The sequence below is a fragment of the Aquimarina longa SW024 genome (genome assembly GCF_001401755.1).
GTDB classification, from domain to species: Bacteria; Bacteroidota; Bacteroidia; order Flavobacteriales; family Flavobacteriaceae; genus Aquimarina; species Aquimarina longa.
Genome location: NZ_KQ474099.1, coordinates 239,621 through 264,287, shown reverse-complemented (window position 1 = coordinate 264,287; position 24,667 = coordinate 239,621). Strand labels below are relative to the sequence as shown.

Sequence of the window (24,667 nt, the reverse complement as noted above, 5' to 3'; positions counted from 1 at the left end):
GCTGTGGCCTTACTTTATATCTTTATCACTTACTCATACCGCTACGGTTTATAATCTGCCCAACCATATTTATAATATTTCTCATTGGGGGAGAACTCTGCTGCTCCTATATCTAAATCCCCAGAACAAGGTATACGATATTGCCCCCAAGCCACAGGAGATGATTTGCCTGTTTTATAACTTGTCCAAGTGCCTAAAAATTGATTATTAGAGTATGAATCATAATCATCTTGGGTTCTATCATAAAAAATATTATTTCCTTTATCTACAAACCATCTAATCAAAGCATAACCTTTAAAAACACCAGTAGCAGTAAATTTGCTATCTTCATCTAATTTAAACTCAGCAATTGAAAAGCCCTGTTTGATTATTTGCTCTGATTCTTTTGATGTCATAGGATCTTCATCTAATTTTGAAAAGTAATAATTAGACACAACATTTATATCGCCTTTGAAAAGCCTTAGATTGGTTGATTTTACAGTACTTTGTCCTTTTATAATATAGCATGTAGGATCATTTGAGTCTCTTATAATTGAATTAAAAATAATATTTAACCTTTTTTTGTTATTACCTATAAACCCTATAAATTCGAACTTCTTATCTAATAAAATATCAGTTAAATTTATTAGATCATTATCTGAGTTTTGAATCTTAAAATATGATGTATTATATAAGATAAAATCATCAGTTAAATCTTTTAAACTACATTTTTTTTGAGAAAAAGAAATAATGGTAAATAAAAAGCAAATTGTAGCTAATGTGTTTTTAATCAATTTCATCGGTTATTATCATTTTAATTTTTTCTATACCTATTGATTCTAGATGATCTATTATCTGATAAAAACGTTTATAAGAGCCTTCTTTACTCATTTTTTCTATAGTACCATCGCTTTTTTTCTTTAAGTCTTCTCCTGGTAAAATACACCCTTCTGACCAACCACCATCCGTTCCCATATGAATAAGAATTCCTCTGCTTTTAGGAACTTTTTCATTATATAATTTTGGGAAACCATTTTTCAATTCAGGTTTTCCATCTGAGACATATTTGTTTTTAGGGAATTTTGGCGAAGTATGCCAAGTTAGATTATAAGTACCTATTGGAATACGCTTATCTTTGCCTCTTTCTGTAGTCTCTTCGCCATAAGGTTCACCAATATATCCTTCAATATCTCCAAGAGTAAAAGTGCCAAAAGTAGAACTATACTTATTTTGACCTGTCCAAACTTCCCATTTCCTTGTTATGCGTATAGTGTAAGGGTCTCCAGTAATCAGTTTCATATGTTCTACAAATGCAATTGGATGAAAATGCCATACCATACTATTATCCTTAGGGAATTGTCTTTTAAAAGTTTCTGTATCTGAGCTAACAGGTAGAGCTGGTTTTTAAAAATCCTCATTAACAACAGTAATACCAGATATATCTTTAACTTCTTCAAATTTACCAGTCTTACGATTGGCACGCCAAACCTTGTGAACCTTTGTTAATACTTCTGCTTCTTCGTATTCTGCTAAAGCAATTAGTTCGGGAGCTCGCTCGTTATTTAACAAAACATCAGAAAATATATCAAGCTTATCCATTTGCTCTTGAGTTAAATTTTGAGTAAACTCACCTAATTCAATTAAATCTATAATCTTAAAACGAGCTTTGCCATCATTATTAACAGTATGTACTTCATTAAGAACTAAATACAATAATTCATCATTAATCCCATTAATTATTTTTACAGTATATTCTTTACCATTTACAATGTGTTCATTATTAAAAGTGCTACCGATTAAAAAACCACCACTACTATACTTCTCAAATTCTGGAATTTCATAAGCTTTTCTGTAAATTTTACCAATAAGCTTTTCTTTTAAGCTTTTAGGTTTTTCTTGCTCTTCTATTGATTCTGCTTTAATAGAATCAATCACTACAGTATTTGCTAGATCACTTGATGTTGACTTTTTATCAGTTTTGCAGCTTAATAGAGTAAAGCCTAATACTACGTATAATATATAATTTTTCATAATTTTATTAATTACCATTTACTACTCGAGGTTACTCCATCCTGTTTTTTACTTGTTTCTGTACCTTCTATATCCAAACCAAAATATTCTTTAAACTGTTCATAGGGTTGTACTCCCTCCCCTTTGATATAAGTGTTGAAATGTAAATGATTGGCTCGTTTACCTTGGTATGAATTTCCTGTAGAACCTGTATATCCTATGATTTGACCTTTTTCTACTTCATCATTTCTATCTATACTCATAGCCAATTGAACATCAATCTCATTTTGGTCAATTTTTAAGATTCCATCACTATAATGTATAGTAAAAGTCTCTTGTTTGCCCGTCTTAGGATCTTTTATAATAGTATCGGGGTCTTTCCATTGTTTAGGCGTTAAGAAATCATTGTAATTTAACCACCCATGATCCGCTACTACTTTCCTGTTCTTTTTATTATAAAATCTAAAGCGTGTTTCCTCAAACTGCATTAGATGTATATAATTAAATCGAATACGTTCTTCTTTATATTGACCTACTAATTTTATTTTAAACCCAGAAGAGCCTTTTGTTATTTGATGCATAGTAATAGTACCATCAATAGATGCATATATAGGTGTTCCTACTGGGGCATACATATCTAATCCATTGTGTGTATTACCATCTCTCTGATTTTTGAAATTTTGCATTGCAAAATTTCAAAAAACCACAACATCAATGCTGTGGCTCTATGATTTCTTAAAACTTTATCTTTTAATGTGGCTGCATAAAAGTCGTTAACTTAAAACTATCGCCGTCTTTAACTGCAATGAAAGCAACAAAATATTCAATATCCTCTGGATCTTGATACGTAATTATGAACATTTCCCCTTCTTTCTCAATGGATTTGGCTTTCAAAATACGAAAAAACTTACGAGTACCTTCTTTAAGTTCTTGGTAGTTATTATAGAAAATAGATTCTCCTCCGCTATTAAACTCAAAAGGAAATTTTAAGCTCTGTTCTATTTTAGCGACATCATTATTTTTTACTGCCGTCTGTAATTGTTTTAAAAACTCCTCGATGGTCTGTTCTTTTTCTTTTTGAACAGTTTCTTGTAATAGTTCGACTTGTTTTTCTGGCTGATTATCAACTACAGATTGATTTGCTTCTTCAGCTACAATATCCGTCTTAGTTGCTTGTTTACATGCAACTGTTGTAATTAATAATAAAACTATAAGTCTATGTAGTACTTTCATTTTTTGTATCAGATTTTACGGCTTTGCCTGCCAGTTTATTATTTAATTCAGTCATATTGACTGTTTCTAATTCTTTACTGTTACCGACAGGATAATTGATTGGTAAAAAGAATCCTTGAAATTTCTGTTCTACCCATACTTTTTTTCCTTCTTTTGCTTGATATTGAAGAAATGTACTACAAACTTTATCTGTATAATATCTAGAATACTTAATAGTATCTCCTTGATTTCCTCCTAAGCAAGCATAATAATCATCTTCTATATGTCCATAAATAAAAGTAACATGCCCATAAGTATTCCCTTTTTTTACTATAACAGTTCCATCTTCGTAACAATCAGTAAACACAGCTATTGCGCCAAAAGTAACATCGCACTTTTTTAATGTTTTATGATTCAAAAAATATTGAGATGACCAAGACTTAGGATTATCTAATTCAGATTATCCCAAACACCAACTGGCAAAACTTGCGCACCATGAGGTTTTTCCTGTAGCTTTTAATAATCCTCATTAACAACTGTAATACCCGATATATCTTTAACTTCTTCAAACTTGCCTGTTTTAAGGTTAACACGCCAAATTTTATACACTTTATTAATCACTTCTGCTTCTTCGTAAACCGCTAAAGCAATTAAATTCGATACTCTTTCATTGACAATTAAAATATCAGAAAATATATCAAGGTTATTTATTTCTTCTTGCGACATAGATTTAGTAAATTCTTCTATTTCAATTAAATCTAATATTATATTTTGTTCTGAACTTTCATCAAAACCTTTAGATATTACAACCTTTAAGTTGCCATTTTTTTCATTACACTTAATAATGTAAATTCCACTATCACTATTCCTTTCTCTCAATAAAAACCAACCTGTACTATATTTTTCTAATTCTTTAATATTTGATAGCTGATTATATTTTTTTCCTATAAGTTTTTCTTTTAAACTTTTAGGTTTTTCTTGTGATGGCACTTTAACAGAATCAATAACTGCAGTGCTTGCTAAACTATCCGATGTTGTTTTTTTATCAGTTTTACAACTTAATAAAGAAAATCCAAATACTATATATAAAATATACTGTTTCATGTTTCTAATTACCATTTACTACTCGAGGTTACACCATCTTGTTTTTTACTAGTCTCATTACCTTCTATATCTAAAGTAAAATATTCTTTAAACTGTTCATAGGGTTGTACTCCCTCCCCTTTGATATAGGTATTAAAATGTAAATGATTGGCTCGTTTACCTTGATACGAATTCCCTGTAGACCCCGTATACCCTATAATTTGACCTTTTTCGACTTTAGTGTCTTTCTTGTCAATTAAATTTTTAATATTCAAAGCCACATCTACATCAATCTCATTTTGATCAATTTTTAAGATACCATTGCTATAATGTATTGTAAAAGTCTCTTGTTTACCTGTTTTTGGGTCTTTTATAATGGTATCTGGGTCTTTCCATTCTTTAGGAGTTAAAAAATCATTGTAATTTAACCACCCATGATTCGCTACTACTTTCCTGTTCTTTTTATTATAAAATCTAAAGCGTGTTTCCTCAAACTGCATCAAATGGATATAATTAAATCGAATACGTTCTTCTTTATATTGACCTACTAATTTTATTTTAAACCCAGAAGAGCCTTTTGTTATTTGATGCATCTCAATAGTTCCATCCACGCATGCATAAATAGGAGTTCCTACAGGGGCATACATATCTAGTCCATTATGTGTATTACCACCCCTTTGATTTTTACCATATACTTTAACTTCTTCACTCAATAAATGGCCTACATCACCATGAGATTTCATAGAACCATAGGGATTCCAATAGGCAATATCAGAATTAGGGTTGTGTCCTGTACTACCATACCATCCTCTCACTTGTGGATTAACAAGAGGGTCATGAAAATCCCCATGATCAGGGTCATACTTCGGCGCAGAGATAAGTTTCATATGTTCTACAAAAGCAATTGGATGAAAATGCCATACCATACTATTATCCTTAGGGAATTGTCTTTTAAAAGTTTCTGTATCTGAGCTAACAGGTACAGCTGGTGTGATATGTCCAAATTTTGCTTTTGCCCCAGCAGATACTCCGGTATTAGTAGTGGTAGGCTGTGGTGTAGTGGTTGTGGTAATTGCTCCTGGTGTGATCTTCTGCCAAAAACAGAGATGCTCTATCTTATCCTTTATAGTTGCTAATCGCTGGTCTCTGGCTTGTATAAGGTGTTGTTTTTCATCGGGATAATCTTCTTGGTCGATTCCTTTTTGATAGATTTCTATAGCTTCGTTTTCTAGCTCGGTATAGTATTGGTTATAATCCCACTCATTACGATGCTTACAGATCAGCTTAGATAGGATGTCTACTTTGCCCTCATCTTGCATAGCGCGTTGTAGCTCTCGTAGGGAGAGTACATTGTCTTTAGTTTTTTTGCCCTGTGCATTAGTGGTCTTAGTAGGTTGGTCTATCATATCCCATATTTTGGTTATAAATGGGTGCGCATTGTTTTTTTCAAATTTATAAAAATATTTGTTACCACCGGTATCTTTTTCTAATTGCCACCCAAAATCGCTCCACTTATATGGATTTTTGGTTATAAAAGCCTCTGGGGAGTATTGTATCCATCCTTGTCCAGTAATTTGCTTTCCGTTCTGATCCTTACCAGTTACGCGTACTTTCCACCATTTTTTATCATCGGTTTGGGATATTTTTTTAGAGACCCGTAATTGGGTAGGGGTTTTAAAATTCTTAATGGCTGCATTGGGTTCTTGCTCGTATATCTGTGTAATATCTTGTGTTAGTGCCAGCCAGATTTTTTCTGGTGTAGTGGTCACTAATGATGGCGCTGTAGTGGTTTCTGTTACGGCTGTAGCTGTGGCATCTGTATTGATTGTAGCTGTGGTGGGCTTTATGGGTTGTGCCTGTAGCGTAGATACAGGGGTGATTACTCCTGTAGATGGTGGTGGTAGGGCTTGTGCATCTACCCAGTATTTTTTGGTAGCGTGTTTATGAATAAACTTTATTTTTCTGGCATCATTCTTTTTTTGTAAGGTAGCATGCCCTGCATATTTTAATATAGCTTTACCTTCTTGGTATGCATTGTTTATATGTTTGTTTAATGCGGTTTGATCTAGTATGGAGTATCCGTTTTTGTCACTGTATTTTTTTTGGTTTAATTTGTCGTCATCCCTGTCTTTGATCCATAGAATATCTTTATGCGGTATTACAGCATCAAAATTCTCAAATCCTATCTGCACATATGCCCCCTTACGCTGGTATACTTTTACTTTAGTTCCTTTTTTTAGACTAGATTCTGGTTTAGCTACTTTTAGAGTTTGGTTTGGTTTTACAAAATACTGAGAGCGGTCATCATCTTTTTTAAGATTATCAAAAAAATTAGAGACCTCAGTATCATCGGTAAATACCTCTACATGTACGGCTCTGTAGGTGTTGTTTTTTTCGAAACCATAGTTGCCAGAGTACCCTATGGTTTGTCCTGCTTTAATAGGGATAGCAACATTGGTTACGGTGGTATTGTCTGTAGCGACTTTATCGGGCTGTAGTAAGCGTTTTACTTGTATGGCATTGCTTACCTTTTTTTTTGATTTTATTAGTGTATAATATGCCGTGGTCTGAAAAAATAGCTCTTGCCCTTGGATCTGATACCATCCTTTAGTCTTGGAAGGGATAACGCTAATGGTGGTTTGGTCGGTTAGTACTTTTTTAAAAGTTCCATTAGGTTTATCGAATAGGCATACTCCTTTGTCTACTGATGATCGTAGCATTCCCTCGGTATCGATGGCTCCAACCTTTGATTGCTTATTGCCTATACTGGTTAGTGCTACCTTATGGATATAGATATTGGTATGGGTAACCTTGGTAATTGGGTCGGTATATTTATATCGTTTATATTGTCTTTTATTTTTATACAAAAAGGCTTCGTTATAACTCCAGTGCGATTCTAATATCGCCCGTTTTTTTTGGTCGTCTTTTATTTCTTCGTTTATTCGTTGTTGTTCTGTTCCATGATGTTGTTGGCTAGTTTTATTAGAGTATATGTCATTAATTACATATTTCTTTAGTGTAATATCATTAGTGGTCAATTCATCTAATGTTACAATAGCTCCGAAGGGTATAAAGAGTATATTTTTTCCTTTTTGAGGTTTTGTTTTGGGTTTCTTTATTCCTTTAGTATTAGGTAAGGGTTCTAGTTCAGTGCCTGATCTAGCGATAATACCATAGGCTTCTCCTTTTGTTTTTATAACAGCTTCATACCGCGCTAAGAAATCGGGGATATGTGCTGAGTGTTTGTCTTCTAAGTCTTTTTGTGGAGCTAGGTGATTGTATAGGGAGTAAAATCTAAGGTTTTGCCCCTTCTTACTGGTGTAGGTATGCTGTATGAGCATAAAACCATTAGAATATTTATTAGCAGTATTTTGATTTTCTGTACGGTATTGTTCTGGCATTCTATAGGCTATAACATGTCCTCCTGCTATAGCGGTTATAGGAGCGTCTTTTTCTATATGTATCCCTCCATGCCAGCTGTTTAGCCTGCCTATGGGATAGAATCCAAAATTATTATTATGACCATAATAAGAGACGGCTTTTGCTGCTTTGATATCTTCTGGGGAGTCGTCTTTGTTTTTATCAACTTTAATTTTTAATGGATATTCGAATCGCATAGTAGTGCTATTTTTTATCAATTCATCTTTTTATAGGCTAAAATCAATATCTGGTAAGTAGCCATGTTTTTTTGCCTGTTCTCGTAACTCTTGTTGATTGGCTTGTGCTTCTCTGGTATTGCCGAGTATTCTATTAACAATAGAGATGGTGGGGAACGGTATTTCTGCAATGGGCATCACTGCTCTTGGTTGGCTACATCCTGTACCGATTAGTACGGTAGGGTTGCCTTCTGTAATACTACCGCCGTGTGCTGTGGTATCGCCTAGGGTACTGGCAGGTTTACCACCGATTAGTACAGAGGATACTCCTGTAACAATAGTATCTGGTGGTCCTACGCAGGTACATAGATCTCCTATAATGGCGGCGGGTTTATTGCCGATTAATACGGTGGGTACTCCTGGGCCTATTACGGGGCCTCCTACATGGGGTACGGTACCTGTACACATGGGACATAGGTGCATACTGCCTACTGTGGTTGCTGGTCCTGGCATAGTTAGTTGATTTTTGCAGTTACTTGTGTAGTGATGTGCTGTGGTGTGGTAGTGAGGTTACTAAGGTAGGGGGCTACTTTAGCTACTGATAGGTAAACAGTAGTAGTGGTTTGTAATGACATATTGTATCGGTTTAATGAGTTTTTATCGAATGTGTTTTTTTGTTGGTATACTAGTATATTTAGTGTATTCGATATATTATTCCCAAAAGTAATGCTATATAAGCAAGGGAACAACATATTAATGAGAGGAAAAAGACCCTTTTTTTTTAAAATTTTGTTTCTTTTTCATGATATTAAAAGCTACGTATTTAGTTAAAGGTTAAAATCCTTCAATTTTATTACAGTTACTTTAGTTGCGATACACATCTTTACAGGTTTGTCTTTCCGCACCTGATGCAGAATCCATAATACTCGTTATAAGAATGGATTTTAAATCTATAGTGGTTTATTCTTTGATATGATTTACAGATAGATGTTTCGCATAATATCAGTTCATTGATTATTATTAATAACAGGATTAAAATTGTATCGAGAACTATCTGAACACTACCCGGTATAAAATAATACAACAAAAATGATCTAAATTATATTTTAATGAACACTAACATTCTTTTTTTCTTCCATAATATCACAAAGTTAAATGTTTATACTTGGTGACACACTTTACTGAACAGTTTCTATACTACCCAGTGTTTATGAGGGTTCGAAGGTTGCTAAGAAGGGTTCGAAGGGTCACTGAGGTAGTTCGAAGGGTTGCTGAGATAGTTCGAAGGGTCACTGAGGTACTTCGAAGGGTCACTGAGATAGTTCGAAGGGTTGCTGAGGTAGTTCGAAGTGATACAAAGGTACTTCGAACCACCTTCTTTAGGGTCAGCAGCCCTTATAGGATCAAAAAAAAGGGTGAGGAGATGAGCTCGAGGCATTAACTTATCAAAAAAAAGGGTCAACTGATCAGCTCGATTTGATAATTGATCACTTCGAAGCGGCAATTTATCAGCTCTAACTACTTCTGACTGGCTCGGAGCCGGTATCGAGATGGGGTACCTCCCTTATCATTAGAGTGTAGATATAAGGTATTGATATAAAAGTCTGTTACTAATGGATTTTGGCATATGCCAGAAATACAAAATGACTAAAAAATAATATGCTGTGCTTGTCATTTCGGCATAGGTCGGAATCCACAATGGAAGTAAAGTAGTGTTTTATTTTTTACCAGTGTTTACTCCTTCATTGAGGGATTAATTCCCCGATACTTGCCCTGACATCAAACTATTTTTTTCGGAAGCATACCTCGTAAGTTTCCTCCGAGGTTGTCGATTAATCAAAAATATATACTTAACTTAATGATATTGTGGGGACCTCTTTTTTTTGATATTATCTAACCAGAATTAGATGGTATACCAAGAATTTTGAGATAAAAAGAGAAGTAAAACATCTTGTTTTATGGGGAAATTGTAGTAAAGCCTATAATTTTATCTGTTAGTTATATAGTATAATTTTACTACATTTGGTTGCTTAACATTAATTCGGCATATGATCACACATATCAAAGGGAGGCTTGTAGAAAAAAATCCAACAGACGTAGTTATAGATTGTAATGGAGTAGGGTATTTTTTACATATTTCGTTACATACTTTTTCTTTGATTCCAGAAGGAGAAGAGTTACAATTGTATACACATCTACAGATTAAAGAAGATTCTCATACTCTGTTTGGTTTTGTAGAAAAAACAGAACGAGAAATTTTTAGACTTTTGATTTCAGTTTCGGGAATAGGAGCAAATATTGCAAGAACGATGTTATCATCATTAGAGCCTAATCAAATTAAGGAAGCAATAGCTTCTGGAGATGTGCCTACGATTCAGTCTATTAAAGGAATAGGAGCAAAAACAGCTCAGCGTGTTATCTTAGATTTAAAAGATAAAATACTTAAAGTCTATAATATCGATGAAGTTTCAGTGTCACAAAACAATACTAATAAAGAAGAAGCGTTATCTGCATTAGAAACTCTAGGATTTAACAGAAAGCTTGCAGAGAAAGTTATTGATAGAGTTTTAAAAGAGACCCCCAAAGAGACAGTTGAAAATATTATTAAACAGGCACTAAAAAATTTATAAAAACATTGAGCTCTTCTAACTATTCACACTTTGATTTTTTAAAAATACTAGTATGTTTGATAACACTTTATATTTATAGTGGGGTGTTATATGGACAGGATAATCAGACTGTTCGGGACTCTACGAGTACCACATTTTCTTTAGGAGAGCTATCGTTGCCAGATCCTAATAGTATTGTAACCAAATATGAATATGACCCGATCACGAATCGATATATCTATCGAGAAATGCTTGGGGATTTTAATGTACGGTACCCATTGTTTTTAACACCTTCAGAATATGAAGCTTTGGTACAAGAAGAGCAAAGGAGAGCTTATTTTAAAGAAAAAATAGAAGCTTTTAGTGGTAAAAAACAAGGTAGTGAAGAAAAGCGGAAGAATCTACTTCCTATATTTTATGTTAACTCTAAGTTTTTCGAATCAGTCTTTGGAGGTAGCGAGGTAGAAATCATTCCTAAAGGATCTGTAGAAATGGACTTAGGATTGTTGTATACAAAACAAGATAACCCTGCTTTTTCACCTCGTAACCGAAGTAATCGTGCGCTTGATTTTGATCAAAGAATAAGTTTAAGTTTAATCGGTAAAATAGGAACCAGATTAAAAATTACAGCTAACTATGATAATCAATCGACATTTGATTTTCAGAATCAATTTAAATTAGAATATACCCCTACAGAAGATGATATTATACAAAGTATAGAAGTAGGTAATGTAAGTATGCCATTAAATAGTTCCTTGATACAAGGAGCGCAAAGCCTTTTTGGAGTAAAAATGGGACTACAGTTCGGGCGAACGACTATTACAGGAGTCTATTCTCAGCAACGTTCTGAAACAAAATCTGTTAATGTAGAAGGAGGAAGTACTGTTGAAGAGTTTGAGGTGTTTGCATTAAATTATGATGAGAATCGACATTTCTTTTTATCACATTATTTTAGAGATACCTATGATAGATCTTTAGCAAACTATCCTTTTATAAATAATAAAGGAGTTCAGATTACAAGAGTAGAAGTGTGGGTGACCAATAGAGCTACAAGTGCACAAACATTAACTAATGCACGTAATATTGTAGCGCTTCAGGATATTGGAGAAGCTCCAGATAGTGGAAATTCGACAATTCCTGGAAATTTATTTAATACAGGTGCAGGTGCTTTACCTAGTAATTCAAATAATGACCTTGATCCAGCAGCTATTGGGTCTGGAGGAGCTATTACAGAGGCAGTTCGGCAAATATCTACAGTTCAGCAAGGATTTAGTGGGATACCTACCTTTAATGAAGGGTTTGATTATGCTATTTTAGAAAATGCAAGAAAACTAAATGCCTCAGAGTATACTTTAAACTCGCAATTAGGGTATATTTCTTTAAACCAAAGGCTTAATAATGATGAGGTTTTGGCTATTGCATTTCAATATACTATAGGAGAGCAAGTTTTTCAAGTAGGAGAATTTGCAAATGACGGAGTTGATGCTACTGTAGGAAACAATAGTACTGATACTACGGTAGAAGTAGGCTCGAGTAGAAGTTTATTATTGAAAATGCTTAAAAGTCCTATAACGAATGTGAATCTTCCGATATGGGATTTAATGATGAAAAATATCTACAGTACAGGAGCATTTAGATTAGAGCAAAATGATTTTAGATTAAATATATTATACGCTAACCCTTCTCCTGTTAATTATATTACTGCAGCAGAAGGATCATCAGTTCCATTGCCAAAAGATGTAGAACAAACAACACTTCTTAAAGTGTTTAATTTAGATAGATTGAACCCTAATAATGATCCTGTACAAGGAGGAGATGGTTTTTTTGATTATGTGCCTGGGGTTACCATAGATCCACAAAATGGTCGTATTATATTTACTACGCTAGAACCATTTGGGCAATATCTATTTAATAAACTAGATAATGATAATATTGTAAATCCAGAAGATTATAATGACCCTTCTGCTAATCTTGCACAGTATAATGATAATCAAAAGAAATACGTATTTAGAGATTTATATAAACAAACTAAAGTTGTAGCAGAGCAAAGGTCAGCGAATAAGAATTATTTTCAATTAAAAGGAAGGTACAAGTCATCTGGTCAGGATGGAATTTCTTTAGGCGCATTTAATGTACCTCAGGGCTCTGTATCAGTTACCGCAGGAGGAAGAGTATTGCAAGAAGGGGTAGACTATTCAGTAAACTATCAGATAGGTAAGGTCGTTATCCTAGATGAAGCATTATTAGCCTCTAATACCCCTATCCAAGTGTCTACAGAAAGTAATGCAGTTTTTGGTCAGCAAACAAGAACTTTTACAGGATTAAATATAGAGCATAAGTTTAGTGATGATTTTATAATAGGAGGAACGTTCTTAAATTTGAGTGAAAAGCCAATCACCCAAAAATCAAATTATAGCTATGAGCCTATTAATAATACCATATTAGGATTTAATGTAGCCTATTCTACAGAAGTTCCATTTTTAACAAGAATGGTAAATAAGTTGCCAAATATTGATACAGATGTGCCATCCAATGTTTCGATTAGAGCAGAAGCAGCCCAACTTATTGCTGGTGCACCAAAAGGAGCAGATTTTGATGGTAAGGTAACGACCTATATAGATGATTTTGAAGGAGCACAAACCAGAATTGATGTAAAATCACCTCTCTCTTGGGAACTATCTAGTGTGCCAATTGGATATGGAGGTCCAGACAGCCCTCCTACTGATGTAGTTGCAGGTATAAAATCAGGATATCAAAGAGCAAAACTATCATGGTATTCGATCGATCCAATTTTTTATAGTAGAGCAAGACCTAGTGGTATATCAGAACAAGAGTTAGCTACTAATGCTACAAGAAGAGTCTTTATAAACGAAGTTTTTCCTGATACGGATATCGCATCTGGCCAGACATTAGCATTATTTACGTTAGATTTAAATTATGACCCTAATACGAGAGGACCTTATAATTTTAATCCAGCATATGGACCAGGAAGCTCATTGGCAAAACCTGACCCTAAAAAGAATTTTGCAGGAATAACAAGACAGCTAACCTCTACTAACTTTGAGCAATCTAATGTAGAGTTTATAGAGTTTTGGCTAATGGATCCTTTCGAGCACGATGATATTAATAATCCAGGAGGAACTATAGCGTTCAATCTAGGTAATATTAGTGAAGACGTGCTTAAAGATGGTAGGAAACAATATGAGAATGGATTGCCTAAACTAGGTCAGGATGGGAATGTCGTAAATACAGAGTATGCTAGAGTTCCTATAAATCAATCACTCATATATGCATTTGATTCAGAAGGGCAAGATAGAACAAATCAAGATACAGGATTTGATGGTTTAGGAGATCAAGACGAAAAGCAAAAAACCGAATATGGAACATTTCAATCATTAGATGACCCTTCAGGAGATAATTATAGATACTTTCTTCAGGCAAGTGGTGGTATTTTAGAGCGATACGATAAGTATAATGGTACAGAAGGCAATTCACCTACTGGTTTATCTAATGATGATCGCGGTAATACTACTTTTCCTACAGCAGAAGATGTAAACAGGGATAATACGATGAATACTATTAATAGTTATTTTGAATATAAAATTCCTGTTTTTAAAGGCATGGGGATAGGTAATGATAGAGGTACTGGTTATATATCGGATGTAAGAGATGTAATAGTAGATGTGTCTGGGCAAAAAATAGAGACGAGATGGGTACGGTTTAAAATCCCTATTTATAAACCAGATCAGGCTATAAATATTAGTGATTTTAGATCTATACGATTTATGAGAATGTATCTTACCGATTTTGAGCAACCCGTATTGCTGCGATTTGGTAGTATGGATTTAGTACGAGGAGACTATAGAAGGTATGTGGTAGAAGGTAATCAGTCTAATGATCCTACTAATGGGATTAATGTATTTGGGGATAGTGACGTTGTTGTAACCTCTGTAAGTAAAGAAGAAACTACAAATTATGTAACTCCTCCAGGAGTTGTAAGAGAACAATTAAATAATAATAATAATATTATTAGAGAAGATGAACGGTCACTAGCGCTTACGGTAAGCGATTTAAGATCTGGAGATGCCAGAGGGGTATATAAGAACTTTAATGTTGATATGCGTCAATACGAAAATCTCGAAATGTTTTTACATGCACAATCTGTCGAAGGAAAAACCCCAGTTGGAGATGGAAATTTAAAGGCTATTATTAGAATGGGTAATGATTTTACCAATAATTTTTATCAGATAGAATTGCCTTTAAAAACTTCTGATATCAATGATAAATCGCAAAATGGAGTGTGGCCTAGTGAAAATAGACTAAATCTAAATCTAAGCTTGCTACAAAAGATTAAGTCTACTGTTATGGGAAGAGGAGAACTTGATGCGAATAAATTGGTGTTTTTTGACTCTAATGGAGAAAACCCAACAACTACACCAGCTCCTAGTAATCGTTTGGGGGATTTAAGGTTAGGGATCAAAGGGAATCCTAGTTTTGGAAACATAAGAGTAATGATGGTAGGGATTAAAAATGAAAGTGGAAGTGATCAATCTGGAGTAGTCTGGTATAATGAGATGCGTTTAAGTGATCTTAAAAATAAAGGTGGATGGGCTGCTGTAGGTAGTTTAGATGCAAATATCGCAGATTTTGCTAATATTAGCGCTTCAGGAAAGATTAGTACTATCGGATTTGGAGGAATTGAACAAGGACCTAATGAACGAAGCAGAGAAGACCTTAGACAATATGATTTAACTACTAATGTTAATTTAGGGCAATTACTACCAAAAAAATGGGGGGTTCAAGTGCCATTTAATTATAGTCGAGGAGAGCAATTGATTACACCACAATTTGATCCGGAGTCTCAGGATTTAGAACTTCAGGAACGCTTAGATAATATAGCAGACCCTGATGAGAGAGAACGAATAGAAAGACAATCAACAGATTATACAAAAAGACAGAGTTTTAATGTCATAGGATTGCGTAAAGAAAGAACAGGGGATAGTAAGCCCATGCCATATGACGTAGAGAATTTTACGTTTTCGGGAACCTATAACCAAACAGATCATCGTGATTTTGAGATAGAAAAATCCTTAGATCAAAATGTAAGATTAGGAGGAACCTATGATTTTAGTTTTCAGCCTAAAGAAATAGAACCTCTTAAGAACATTAAATTTTTAGGAAAAAGCAAATATTTTGATTTGCTTAAGGATTTTAATCTAAATCTTCTTCCTACTAGTGTTTCTGTAAGCTCTAATATTACAAGAAAATATAATGAACAAGTTTTTAGAGATATTACCTTAGATGATAACAGTCTAAAATTGCCAGTCTTGTATCAACGTAATTTTCTTTATGACTGGCAGTATGGAGTAAATTATAACTTAACTAAGTCATTGAATTTTAACTTTACATCAGGAAACAATCGTATTGTTAGAAACTATATTAATGAGAATAATGTAGTAGATAATTCAATCGATTTATGGAGTGGTTTTTTTGATATAGGAGATCCTAATAGACACAATCAGCAGCTTAAGGTTAATTATGAGGTTCCTTTTAAGAAAATACCAGTGTTAAAATTTATACGAGCAACATATTCATATGATGCAGATTTTCAGTGGGTAAAAGGGAGTGAAGCTCTAAAAACTGTAGAAGGTATTCCGGATTTAGGAAATACAGTTCAGAATGCTAATGTACATACATTAAATGGATCATTAGATATGAATACGCTTTATAAGTATGTAGGATTAACAAAAAGAAAGTCTAGTCGAAAAAAAGCAAAAAAGAAGGCTTCAAAAGATAAGAAAAAAGGAGCTATAGAGCCTCCTAAACAGAATACAAAAAATAGCAATACCAGAAAAAGAAAGCTTAGTGCAGGAGATAAAGGATATAATACACTTATTGGTCTGGTGACAGCAGTGAAAAAAGTAAACGTAAATTATCAGCAGAATAGCGGGATCTTTCTTCCAGGATATATTAGAGAGCCTGGTTTTGTAGGTACCCTTAAGCCTACAGTAGGTTTTACTTTTGGTAGTCAATCTAATATTAGAGATATTGCAGCTCGTAATGGATGGCTTACGCTGTATCAAGAATTCAATCAACAGTACCAAAAAGTAGAAGGTAAACAGCTTAATGTACAAGCTTCTATAGGTTTGTTAAAAGGTTTAAAAATCGATATTAGTGCTACCAGAAATTCTTCTAAGACATTTTCTGAAAACTATAAAGTCAACCTCGATAATAACAGGAATATTCGACAAGATGATCCGTATCAAGGGTTAATAGGTAACACTTTTGGTAATTTTACAATTTCAACAGTACTGATTAAAACATCATTTAAAAAGAGTGATCAATTCTCATCAGAAGCATTTGATAAATTTAGAGAAAATAGAGTAGTTATCGCTAGGCGATTAGCAGCTCAAAGAAGTGGTGGAGCAATCGTAGATACAGATAATGATGGTTTTCCTGATGGCTATGGACGAACAAATCAAGCCGTTTTATTACCTGCTTTTTTAGCAGCATATACTGGTCAAGATGCAGAAAAAGTTAAAAAAGGAGCCTTTAGAGATATTCCATTACCTAACTGGGATGTGAAATATACCGGTTTAATGAGACTGAAATGGTTTAAAAAACGATTTAAAAGATTTTCTCTTGCACATGGATATCGAGCCAATTATACGATTAATCAGTTTAGAACTAATTTAGAATATAAAGGAGGGGGAGAATTAGATGAAGCTAGTAATTTTAGAAACCCAGAGTTGTACTCTAATGTTAATCTAACTGAGCAGTTTAGCCCGCTAATGCGATTAGATTTGGAATTAAAAAGCTCAATCAAAATCCTTGCAGAGTGGAAAAAAGATCGGGCATTGTCATTAAGTTTTGATAATAATCTACTTACAGAAATTCAAGGAAATGAATATATTGTTGGATTAGGATATAGATTAAAAGATCTTGCGTTTGCTACTAAAATTACAGGAAGAAAAAAGGTAATCAAAAGTGATCTTAATCTAAGAGCGGATCTATCATTACGTAGAAATGAAACATTAATCAGGTATTTAGACTTAGATAACACTCAGATAACAGCAGGACAAGATATTTATGGACTAAAGTTTACAGCAGATTATTCGTTGAGTAAAAACCTAACAGCGCTATTCTTTTATGATCATACCTTCTCTAAATATTCTATATCTACAGCATTTCCTCAGACCACTATTAGAGGAGGGTTTACGGTAAGGTATAACTTTGGAAATTAGATTTATGTTAATTATGTTATGATTAAGGTGATTAAATATTGTTTTTTGATATTTTTTTGCTAGGTTTTCTTTAAATTAAATAAAATAGATTTATTTTCGTCTCCTATAATATGTTTAACAACTCATAAATTTTTTTCAAAATGAATATTCCTGCAGATTTAAAATATACAAAAGATCACGAATGGATCAAAGTTGATGGTGATATCGCCATTATAGGGATTACAGATTTCGCTCAAAGTGAATTAGGAGACATTGTATATGTAGAAGTAGAAACGGTTGGAGAAGAACTAGAACAAGACGAGGTTTTTGGAACAGTAGAGGCTGTAAAAACAGTATCAGATTTGTTTTTGCCATTAACAGGAGAGATTATCGAATTTAATGAAGCTTTAGAGAGTGATCCAGAAGTTGTAAATAGTGACCCTTATGGAGAGGGCTGGATGGTAAAAGTAAAAATATCTGATGCATCTCAAGTAGATGAACTAATGTCTACAGATGAATATAAAGAACTTATTGGGGCATAAATTCCTTTTGTGCTTACTTATTGTATTGATAAGTGTGATAACTTGGGCGTCATTAGCAAGATTTATAAACCCTATTGGGATTAAGGTAAAAGGGAGCGATAAAATAGGTCATTTTACAGCATACTTTGTCTTGTCGACTGTGTTTTTTCTGTTTTTGTTTTTTTCAGAAAAACTAAATAAAAGCTTAAAAACCAGTATATATATAGCTTTTGTTGTATGTGTTTTATATGGTATTTTGATGGAAGTATTACAATATAGTTTAACTACTTATCGCAGCTCTGAATGGTATGATGTAATCGCAAATACAAGTGGAACGGTTTTTGCTTTATTTATTATTATATTACTTAAGAATAAATTAATAAAAATCAAGCAGAATAATCAGATAATCAGCTAAGTAATGATATTATCTTGTCATAAGATAGTTAAGGCAAAAGTTAAAAAATTAACTTTTTGCTTTACATTTCTATCTTTACTTGGAAATTATAAAAGAAATTAGCTATTTTAGCAATCCTATTAATTAGTATAACGTATGGAACCAAAGAAAAATCCAAAATCAGATTTAACTAAAAGAAGTGCATTGTTCCTTCAATTAGGACTTATTTTAGTTCTTTTTATAACATGGCAAGGAATAGAGTGGAAAACTTATGATAGAAGTAACATAGATATAGGTCAGGTTGATCTTGATGAACTGGAAGAAGAAGAAGTACCAATTACTCAAAATCTAAATACTCCACCACCACCACCTCCACCACCACCTGCTCCAGAGATTATTGATGTAGTAGAAGATGAAGAAGAAGTAGAAGAAACTATAATTGAGTCTACAGAAACTAGTCAGGAAGAAGAAATTGTAGAGGTAGAAGAAATCGAAGATGCAGAAGAAGATGAAGAAATTGCTGATGTACCATTTGCCGTAATTGAGAATGTTCCTGTTTTTCCCGGATGCGAAGGTGCAGGAGGTAATGCAGCTAAGAAAAAATGTATGAGTGAAAAGGTTAAGAAATTTGTTAACCGTAAGTTTAATACAGAGATAGGTAGTGAGTTAGGGCTTTCAGGGATTAATAGAATCTATGTGAGATTTAAAATCGATAGAGGTGGTAATATAGTAGGTGTACAGGCTAGAGCTCCACACCCAAGACTTCAGAAAGAAGCACAAAGAGTAATTAATTTATTACCTAAAATGACTCCAGGAAAACAGAGAGGAAAAGCAGTAGGGGTATTGTACTCTTTACCTATAGTTTTTCAAGTACAAGACTAAATAAAAATATCTTATAATATCAAGAATCCCGTTACAGTAATGTAAACGGGATTCTTTTTTTGGTATGCTTGTTGATTTAGATTAATTGTAACGTTAAAACTAAATATTATGAGTAACAAGCACGATGCTAATGTACGAAAAAGTGCGTTAGTGAATTTTCAGATTGGACTTATAGCAAGTCTTTTATTTTCTTATTTAATGTTCGAAGTATATACTTCAGAGCCGATTGCTTATTCTGTAGATCCACAGTTTGTTGTAGAAGAACCTCCTGTAAAATGGGATGGGGTTTATAAAATTTTTGAAGAGCCTAAACCAAAACAAGTAGCTGCAAAGTATACTAAACCGGTAGTAGATCCTCAGGATTTTGATATTATTAATGATGATGTAGTCGTAAAGGATATAAAGAAGGTGTTTAAGAATACTGTAGTAGTATCAGATCCAATAGATGTTAATACTATTATAGATGCAGATGATGGTAGTGATACACCTACAACGCTTCCTTTTTTAGCAGTAGAGGATGTTCCTGTGTTTCCTGGGTGTGAAAAACTGTCAACAAATAAAGAAAAGGCAACTTGTTTTTCTGAGAAAATCCGAAGGATAGTCTCTAGAAAATTCAATACTGGTTTAGGAGAGCAGTATGGGTTGACGGGAGTACAACGAATATATACTCAGTTTGATGTTGATACTGATGGGATGATTAAAAATATTAAAGTTAGAGCTGCGCACCCTAAACTGCAAAAAGAGGCCGAAAGAGTTATACATCTATTTCCAAAGATGACACCAGGTAAACAAAGAGGTAATCCTGTGACCGTAAAATATCAATTACCGATTGTTTTTAAAATACAGAATTAAACGATGTTGAATGAGGAAACTTGCTGATATAATTAAAATCAGCAAGTTTTTTTATTTTTCTGAATTAGTAAGGCTAGTGTAAATTGTTTTTCGAATACGTTCAGGGTTTATAAAACCATTACCAAATCCCTTTGCATCATATTCTGCTGTTAATCCAGTATTTTTGATAATTTCATTCTCGGATTTTCCAGAATTAATTTCTTTTTGAATAGCATTTGTGAGTTTTGTTAGCATTTTTAAGAATTCATCAAGATCATTTTTAGAAGCTAGTTTTCCATGACCAGGAATAATTTTGGTATCATCATTAGCAATAAGTAATGCCTTTTCTACTGCTTTTATATATCCTTTAATACTTCCTCCTGATTTTAAATCTATATATGGATAACGATTGTTAAAAAATGTATCTCCCATGTGTAGGACATTTCCTTTGGTAAAATAGATAATAGCATCTCCATCAGTATGGGCGTTATGTACATGGAAGGCGCTAATGTTTTCATCTTTAAAATATAATTGAAGACCTTCATTAAATGTGATTACGGGTAATGATGAAGGAGTTATTTTTCCTTTCTCTTTCTGTATGCCCTCCATTCTGGACCTTACATTTTTTTGAGCAAAAATAGTAGCACCTTTAGTGGCTATGTTTTCATTTCCCCCAGTATGATCTCCATGATAATGTGTGTTAATAGCCATAGTAACAGTTTTATCACTTATTGTTTTTAGTTTGCTAAGAATTCTGTCAGATAATCTAGCAAACTGATTATCTATTATAAATATCCCTTTTTCATTTTTAAAAACACCAATATTACCACCTTGTCCAGTAAGCATGTAGATATTTTGAGATAATTGTTCTATAGTAATCTTAATTTCTTTTTTTTGAGCATTAGTATTAAGTACTATAGATAATATCCCGATAACCATTAATAATTTCTTCATAACTGCGTATTCGTCTATTTTTCTATACTATTTAGTCGTTGTTGTAGAATAAAAATTACGCTTTGCTATTGAGGTGATTATCAAAATGTTCTGAAAATAGTTTATTTTAATTGTTTCAGGAAATTGTTTTGAGTTGTTAAAAGTTGAATTATAAATAGTTATAAGTTGTCTAAAAGGCTTTTAAGATATATCTTTGCACCACTTTTAAAAAAAGCTGTTTATTAAACGTGCAAAATTTGAGCGTGACCCAAATACATACTGTAAAAACATCTATTATTCAGGATTTTAAAGAAATCACAAAGATGCGTTTAGCATTAAGTGTGGTTTTTTCATCTGTTGCAGGATATTTATTAGGTGTTGAAACAATTTCATGGAGTGTCCTTGTACTTCTTGCTATAGGAGGTTATTTTATGGTAGGTGCTTCAAATGCATTTAATCAAATTATAGAGAGAGATTTAGATAAACTGATGGATCGAACTAAGAATAGACCAATCCCATCAGGTAGAATGTCAGTAAATACTGCTTTTGCAATAGCAACACTTTTTACAATTGCAGGGATATCAGTTTTATACACGATTAATCCTCAAACAGCTATGTTTGGAGCAATTTCAATATTTATTTACGTAAGCTTATATACTCCTTTAAAAACAAAAACACCATTATCTGTTTTTGTAGGTGCTATTCCGGGGGCTATCCCTTTTATGTTAGGATGGGTAGCTGCCACCAATAATTTTGGGATAGAGCCAGGAACATTATTTATGGTTCAATTTTTTTGGCAGTTTCCTCATTTTTGGGCTATAGGGTGGTTTTTGTACGATGATTATAAAAAAGGAGGTTTTTTTATGCTTCCTACGGGTAAAAGAGATCAAGGTACAGCAATTCAGGTTGTTGTGTATACGATATGGACTGTGGTTACTTCTTTAGTACCAGTATTTGGAGTTAGTGGTAAACTTTATCTTACTCCAGTCTCAGGAGTTATAATCCTATGTTTAGGGCTAGTTTTGATTAGATCTGCGATACGATTATACAAGATAAGGGATGCTAAAACAGCAAAACAGTTAATGCTGATGAGTGTCTTATACATTACATTGTTACAGATTATTTATGTGGCAGATAAATTTATTAGAATATGGATTTAACACAAGGGACATTACAAGAAAAAATTGATAGGTCTAAAAAAACAATGATGTGGTTTGCTATGATTAGTATGGCAATGGTTTTTGCAGGACTTACAAGTGCTTATGTCGTTAGTAAGAGTAGAAAAGATTGGGAAACTGACCTTGTTTTTCCAAATGCTTTTATATATAGTATAATAGTAATTATAGCTAGTAGTATTACATTTCATTTTGTAAAAAAAGCAATTGAAAAAAATAATAGAAGCTTGGCTACGGCAATGTTACTTTCTACTCTCATTTTGGGAAGCATATTTGTGTTTTTACAGTTTGAAGGGTTTAGTGATATGATTAAGCAAGGTTATCATTTTACAGGACCGACATCTAATATTGTTAGCACATTTATGTTTATAATAGTGGTAACACATTTAGCTCACATAGTAGGAGGGATTATAGTGCTCCTAATTGTAATTTATAATCATTTTAAACAAAAATATAAAATAGGTAAAACTCTTGGTTTAGAATTAGGTGCTATGTACTGGCATTTTGTTGATTTTCTATGGGTTTATCTCTTTTTGTTTTTATATTTTGTGCAGTGATTTATAATTATTGATTTAACACCATAAAAGAGATTGTTTTTAAGAATAACATTTGTGATAATTAAAAAATAAATTTGAGTAGATGAAATGATAAAATTGATTATTTTTGTGGGAAATTTAACAATACCAAATTCTTTATATGGAAACAGCTGTTACTAAAACAGGTACTGAAGATAAAATCTGGGGTGGTGGAAACCAACCGCTCAAGGTAAGTTATGGTAAGATGATGATGTGGTTTTTTATCCTTTCGGATGCACTTACATTCTCAGGTTTTCTTGCTGCATATGGTTTTTCAAGATTTAAGTTTATTGATTCTTGGCCAATTGCTGATGAGGTTTTTAATCACTTTCCGTTTTTACATGGGGTAGATGCTCCGATGTATTATGTAGCTTTGATGACTTTTATATTAATTTTCTCCTCTGTAACAATGGTGTTAGCCGTTGATGCAGGTCATCAAATGAAACAGAAAAAAGTAATCTTCTATATGTTCCTTACCATAATTGGAGGGGCTATCTTTGTAGGCTCACAAGCATGGGAGTGGAAAAACTTTATAAAAGGAGAATACGGAGCAGTAGAAACTCAAGGTGGTAATATATTACAATTTGTAAGCCCTACTACAGAGGGAGACGGTACAGTCGCGTATCATAGAGTAGGTTTAAAAGATATTGTAGTGATTGATGCTCATAAGGATAGAGTTCAGCACGATAGGAAAAACGGTGTTTGGTTTACAAAAGAAGAGACACTTCCTACATATACAATTTCTGAAATAGCAACAGGTTTTACAAAACACTCAGACGTTCTTATAAGAACACAAGAACTTGTTCCTGACATAGAAAAACTAAAAGCTTCTGGAAACCCTAGAAAAATAGCAGAAGCAGCTCGCTTAGAGAAACAATTAGTTAATCCTAATGATAAAGGACAAAAAGCAATATATAAAAGAGAATTTTCTTTAAAAAGAATGGGTACAGCGATAGGGATAGTAGAAGGAGCAAACCTTACACATAATGAATATGGAGCACCATTGTTTGCGAATTTCTTTTTCTTTATTACAGGATTTCATGGATTTCACGTTTTTTCTGGAGTGATTATTAATATTATTATTTTTATTAATGTGATTCTTGGGACCTATGAAAAAAGAAAGAATTATGAGATGGTAGAAAAAGTTGGTTTATACTGGCACTTTGTAGATTTAGTGTGGGTATTCGTATTTACATTCTTTTATCTTGTTTAATAAAATATAGCAGTTATACACATGGCACACGATACAGCACATCACGGATCGAATACAGCAAAAATATGGAAGGTGTTTATTCTACTATCTGTTGTTACGATAGTAGAGGTAATACTAGGGATTATAAAACCAGCATTTTTAGTAGAGACTACAGTAATTAGTATGAAATTACTAAACTGGATTTTTATTATTCTAACGATTTACAAAGCATATTATATAACATGGTCATTCATGCACATGGAGGGTGAAACTAAAGGATTAAGGAGATCAGTAGTATGGACTGGTATTTTCTTAATATGTTATTTGATATTTATCCTACTTACAGAAGGTGATTATATATATGAAGTATTTAAAGCAGGGCATAAAAGCTGGGACTTTTAATTCCTTATGTATTGTAGTTAAAAGCATTGTAAAAAGACGGTTTTTTAAAC

General features: G+C 33.2%; 20 protein-coding genes. 10 read left to right on the top strand and 10 right to left on the bottom strand.

Annotated features, from left to right (window positions below):
- Positions 1-41: 41 nt before the first annotated feature.
- The 9 genes from N456_RS10240 to N456_RS10200 form a co-directional block, all read right to left on the bottom strand.
- Positions 42-779, bottom strand: a complete 738-nt coding sequence (locus N456_RS10240) for a hypothetical protein (protein ID WP_062056559.1) — start codon at positions 777-779, stop codon at positions 42-44.
- The gene (locus N456_RS10235) at positions 766-1,317 is read right to left on the bottom strand and encodes a DUF5675 family protein (protein WP_062056557.1); all 552 of its coding nucleotides are present in this window, start codon (positions 1,315-1,317) and stop codon (positions 766-768) included. Before N456_RS10235 ends, N456_RS10240 begins: the two co-directional genes overlap by 14 nt.
- 66 nt (positions 1,318-1,383) lie before the next feature.
- Positions 1,384-2,010, bottom strand: a complete 627-nt coding sequence (locus tag N456_RS10230; RefSeq protein WP_148639284.1) for a hypothetical protein — start codon at positions 2,008-2,010, stop codon at positions 1,384-1,386.
- 11 nt (positions 2,011-2,021) lie between these two features.
- Positions 2,022-2,675, bottom strand: a complete 654-nt coding sequence (locus tag N456_RS10225) for a M23 family metallopeptidase (protein ID WP_062056553.1) — start codon at positions 2,673-2,675, stop codon at positions 2,022-2,024.
- Between the two features lie 64 nt (positions 2,676-2,739).
- Complete coding sequence (locus N456_RS10220; protein ID WP_062056551.1) at positions 2,740-3,222, bottom strand: hypothetical protein; 483 nt, start codon at positions 3,220-3,222, stop codon at positions 2,740-2,742.
- On the bottom strand, positions 3,206-3,619 hold the full coding sequence (locus tag N456_RS10215) for a C40 family peptidase (RefSeq protein WP_148639283.1): 414 nt from the start codon (positions 3,617-3,619) through the stop codon (positions 3,206-3,208). Before N456_RS10215 ends, N456_RS10220 begins: the two co-directional genes overlap by 17 nt.
- Before the next feature lie 98 nt (positions 3,620-3,717).
- A complete protein-coding gene (locus tag N456_RS10210; RefSeq protein ID WP_148639282.1) occupies positions 3,718-4,305 on the bottom strand; it encodes a hypothetical protein in 588 nt (195 codons plus the stop codon).
- An 8-nt stretch (positions 4,306-4,313) separates the two neighbouring features.
- The gene (locus N456_RS10205; RefSeq protein WP_062056544.1) at positions 4,314-7,901 is read right to left on the bottom strand and encodes a M23 family metallopeptidase; all 3,588 of its coding nucleotides are present in this window, start codon (positions 7,899-7,901) and stop codon (positions 4,314-4,316) included.
- Between the two features lie 30 nt (positions 7,902-7,931).
- Positions 7,932-8,393: a PAAR domain-containing protein gene (locus N456_RS10200; RefSeq protein ID WP_062056542.1), complete on the bottom strand. Its 462-nt coding sequence runs from the start codon at positions 8,391-8,393 to the stop codon at positions 7,932-7,934.
- A 1,535-nt stretch (positions 8,394-9,928) separates the two neighbouring features.
- On the opposite strand from N456_RS10200, the gene ruvA reads away from it, so the two are divergent.
- From ruvA to N456_RS10170, 6 genes are all read left to right on the top strand, one after another.
- Positions 9,929-10,510, top strand: a complete 582-nt coding sequence (ruvA, locus tag N456_RS10195) for a Holliday junction branch migration protein RuvA (protein WP_062056540.1) — start codon at positions 9,929-9,931, stop codon at positions 10,508-10,510.
- 5 nt (positions 10,511-10,515) lie between these two features.
- Complete coding sequence (sov, locus tag N456_RS10190) at positions 10,516-17,733, top strand: T9SS outer membrane translocon Sov/SprA (RefSeq protein WP_062056538.1); 7,218 nt, start codon at positions 10,516-10,518, stop codon at positions 17,731-17,733.
- A gap of 140 nt (positions 17,734-17,873) precedes the next feature.
- Positions 17,874-18,254, top strand: a complete 381-nt coding sequence (gene gcvH / locus N456_RS10185; RefSeq protein ID WP_062056536.1) for a glycine cleavage system protein GcvH — start codon at positions 17,874-17,876, stop codon at positions 18,252-18,254.
- Complete coding sequence (locus N456_RS10180) at positions 18,226-18,648, top strand: VanZ family protein (RefSeq protein ID WP_082422498.1); 423 nt, start codon at positions 18,226-18,228, stop codon at positions 18,646-18,648. The genes gcvH and N456_RS10180 overlap by 29 nt, the downstream gene beginning before the upstream one ends.
- 135 nt (positions 18,649-18,783) lie before the next feature.
- Positions 18,784-19,509, top strand: coding sequence for an energy transducer TonB (locus N456_RS10175; protein WP_062056532.1), 726 nt, complete (start codon positions 18,784-18,786; stop codon positions 19,507-19,509).
- 108 nt (positions 19,510-19,617) lie between these two features.
- Positions 19,618-20,361, top strand: coding sequence for an energy transducer TonB (locus tag N456_RS10170; RefSeq protein WP_062056530.1), 744 nt, complete (start codon positions 19,618-19,620; stop codon positions 20,359-20,361).
- A 51-nt stretch (positions 20,362-20,412) separates the two neighbouring features.
- On the opposite strand, the gene N456_RS10165 is transcribed toward N456_RS10170, so the two are convergent.
- Positions 20,413-21,294 carry an MBL fold metallo-hydrolase gene (locus tag N456_RS10165; protein ID WP_062056528.1) on the bottom strand — a complete coding sequence of 294 codons (882 nt, stop codon included), beginning with the start codon at positions 21,292-21,294 and terminating at the stop codon, positions 20,413-20,415.
- Positions 21,295-21,530: 236 nt separating this feature from the next.
- Between N456_RS10165 and cyoE the strand changes: the two genes are divergently transcribed.
- The 4 genes from cyoE (at position 21,531) to N456_RS10145 (ending at position 24,617) form a co-directional block, all read left to right on the top strand.
- Positions 21,531-22,433, top strand: a complete 903-nt coding sequence (gene cyoE / locus N456_RS10160; protein ID WP_062057458.1) for a heme o synthase — start codon at positions 21,531-21,533, stop codon at positions 22,431-22,433.
- Positions 22,424-23,005, top strand: a complete 582-nt coding sequence (locus N456_RS10155) for a cytochrome c oxidase subunit 3 (RefSeq protein WP_062056526.1) — start codon at positions 22,424-22,426, stop codon at positions 23,003-23,005. The genes cyoE and N456_RS10155 overlap by 10 nt, the downstream gene beginning before the upstream one ends.
- A 139-nt stretch (positions 23,006-23,144) precedes the next feature.
- Complete coding sequence (locus N456_RS10150; RefSeq protein WP_062056524.1) at positions 23,145-24,236, top strand: cytochrome c oxidase subunit 3; 1,092 nt, start codon at positions 23,145-23,147, stop codon at positions 24,234-24,236.
- A gap of 21 nt (positions 24,237-24,257) precedes the next feature.
- The gene (locus N456_RS10145; protein WP_062056522.1) at positions 24,258-24,617 is read left to right on the top strand and encodes a cytochrome C oxidase subunit IV family protein; all 360 of its coding nucleotides are present in this window, start codon (positions 24,258-24,260) and stop codon (positions 24,615-24,617) included.
- Positions 24,618-24,667 lie beyond the last annotated feature (50 nt).

What these genes read in the sequence shown, in the direction of transcription:
- N456_RS10230 (WP_148639284.1), bottom strand. Translation starts at nt 2,010, where the DNA reads ATGAAAAATTATATATTATACGTAGTATTAGGCTTTACTCTATTAAGC.
- N456_RS10155 (WP_062056526.1), top strand. Translation starts at nt 22,424, where the DNA reads ATGGATTTAACACAAGGGACATTACAAGAAAAAATTGATAGGTCTAAA.
- N456_RS10210 (WP_148639282.1), bottom strand. Translation starts at nt 4,305, where the DNA reads ATGAAACAGTATATTTTATATATAGTATTTGGATTTTCTTTATTAAGT.
- N456_RS10165 (WP_062056528.1), bottom strand. Translation starts at nt 21,294, where the DNA reads ATGAAGAAATTATTAATGGTTATCGGGATATTATCTATAGTACTTAAT.
- N456_RS10225 (WP_062056553.1), bottom strand. Translation starts at nt 2,675, where the DNA reads ATGCAAAATTTCAAAAATCAGAGAGATGGTAATACACACAATGGATTA.
- N456_RS10180 (WP_082422498.1), top strand. Translation starts at nt 18,226, where the DNA reads ATGAATATAAAGAACTTATTGGGGCATAAATTCCTTTTGTGCTTACTT.
- N456_RS10235 (WP_062056557.1), bottom strand. Translation starts at nt 1,317, where the DNA reads ATGGTATGGCATTTTCATCCAATTGCATTTGTAGAACATATGAAACTG.
- N456_RS10205 (WP_062056544.1), bottom strand. Translation starts at nt 7,901, where the DNA reads ATGCGATTCGAATATCCATTAAAAATTAAAGTTGATAAAAACAAAGAC.
- N456_RS10145 (WP_062056522.1), top strand. Translation starts at nt 24,258, where the DNA reads ATGGCACACGATACAGCACATCACGGATCGAATACAGCAAAAATATGG.
- N456_RS10150 (WP_062056524.1), top strand. Translation starts at nt 23,145, where the DNA reads ATGGAAACAGCTGTTACTAAAACAGGTACTGAAGATAAAATCTGGGGT.
- N456_RS10220 (WP_062056551.1), bottom strand. Translation starts at nt 3,222, where the DNA reads ATGAAAGTACTACATAGACTTATAGTTTTATTATTAATTACAACAGTT.
- N456_RS10240 (WP_062056559.1), bottom strand. Translation starts at nt 779, where the DNA reads ATGAAATTGATTAAAAACACATTAGCTACAATTTGCTTTTTATTTACC.
- ruvA (WP_062056540.1), top strand. Translation starts at nt 9,929, where the DNA reads ATGATCACACATATCAAAGGGAGGCTTGTAGAAAAAAATCCAACAGAC.
- N456_RS10170 (WP_062056530.1), top strand. Translation starts at nt 19,618, where the DNA reads ATGAGTAACAAGCACGATGCTAATGTACGAAAAAGTGCGTTAGTGAAT.
- N456_RS10200 (WP_062056542.1), bottom strand. Translation starts at nt 8,393, where the DNA reads ATGCCAGGACCAGCAACCACAGTAGGCAGTATGCACCTATGTCCCATG.
- N456_RS10175 (WP_062056532.1), top strand. Translation starts at nt 18,784, where the DNA reads ATGGAACCAAAGAAAAATCCAAAATCAGATTTAACTAAAAGAAGTGCA.
- gcvH (WP_062056536.1), top strand. Translation starts at nt 17,874, where the DNA reads ATGAATATTCCTGCAGATTTAAAATATACAAAAGATCACGAATGGATC.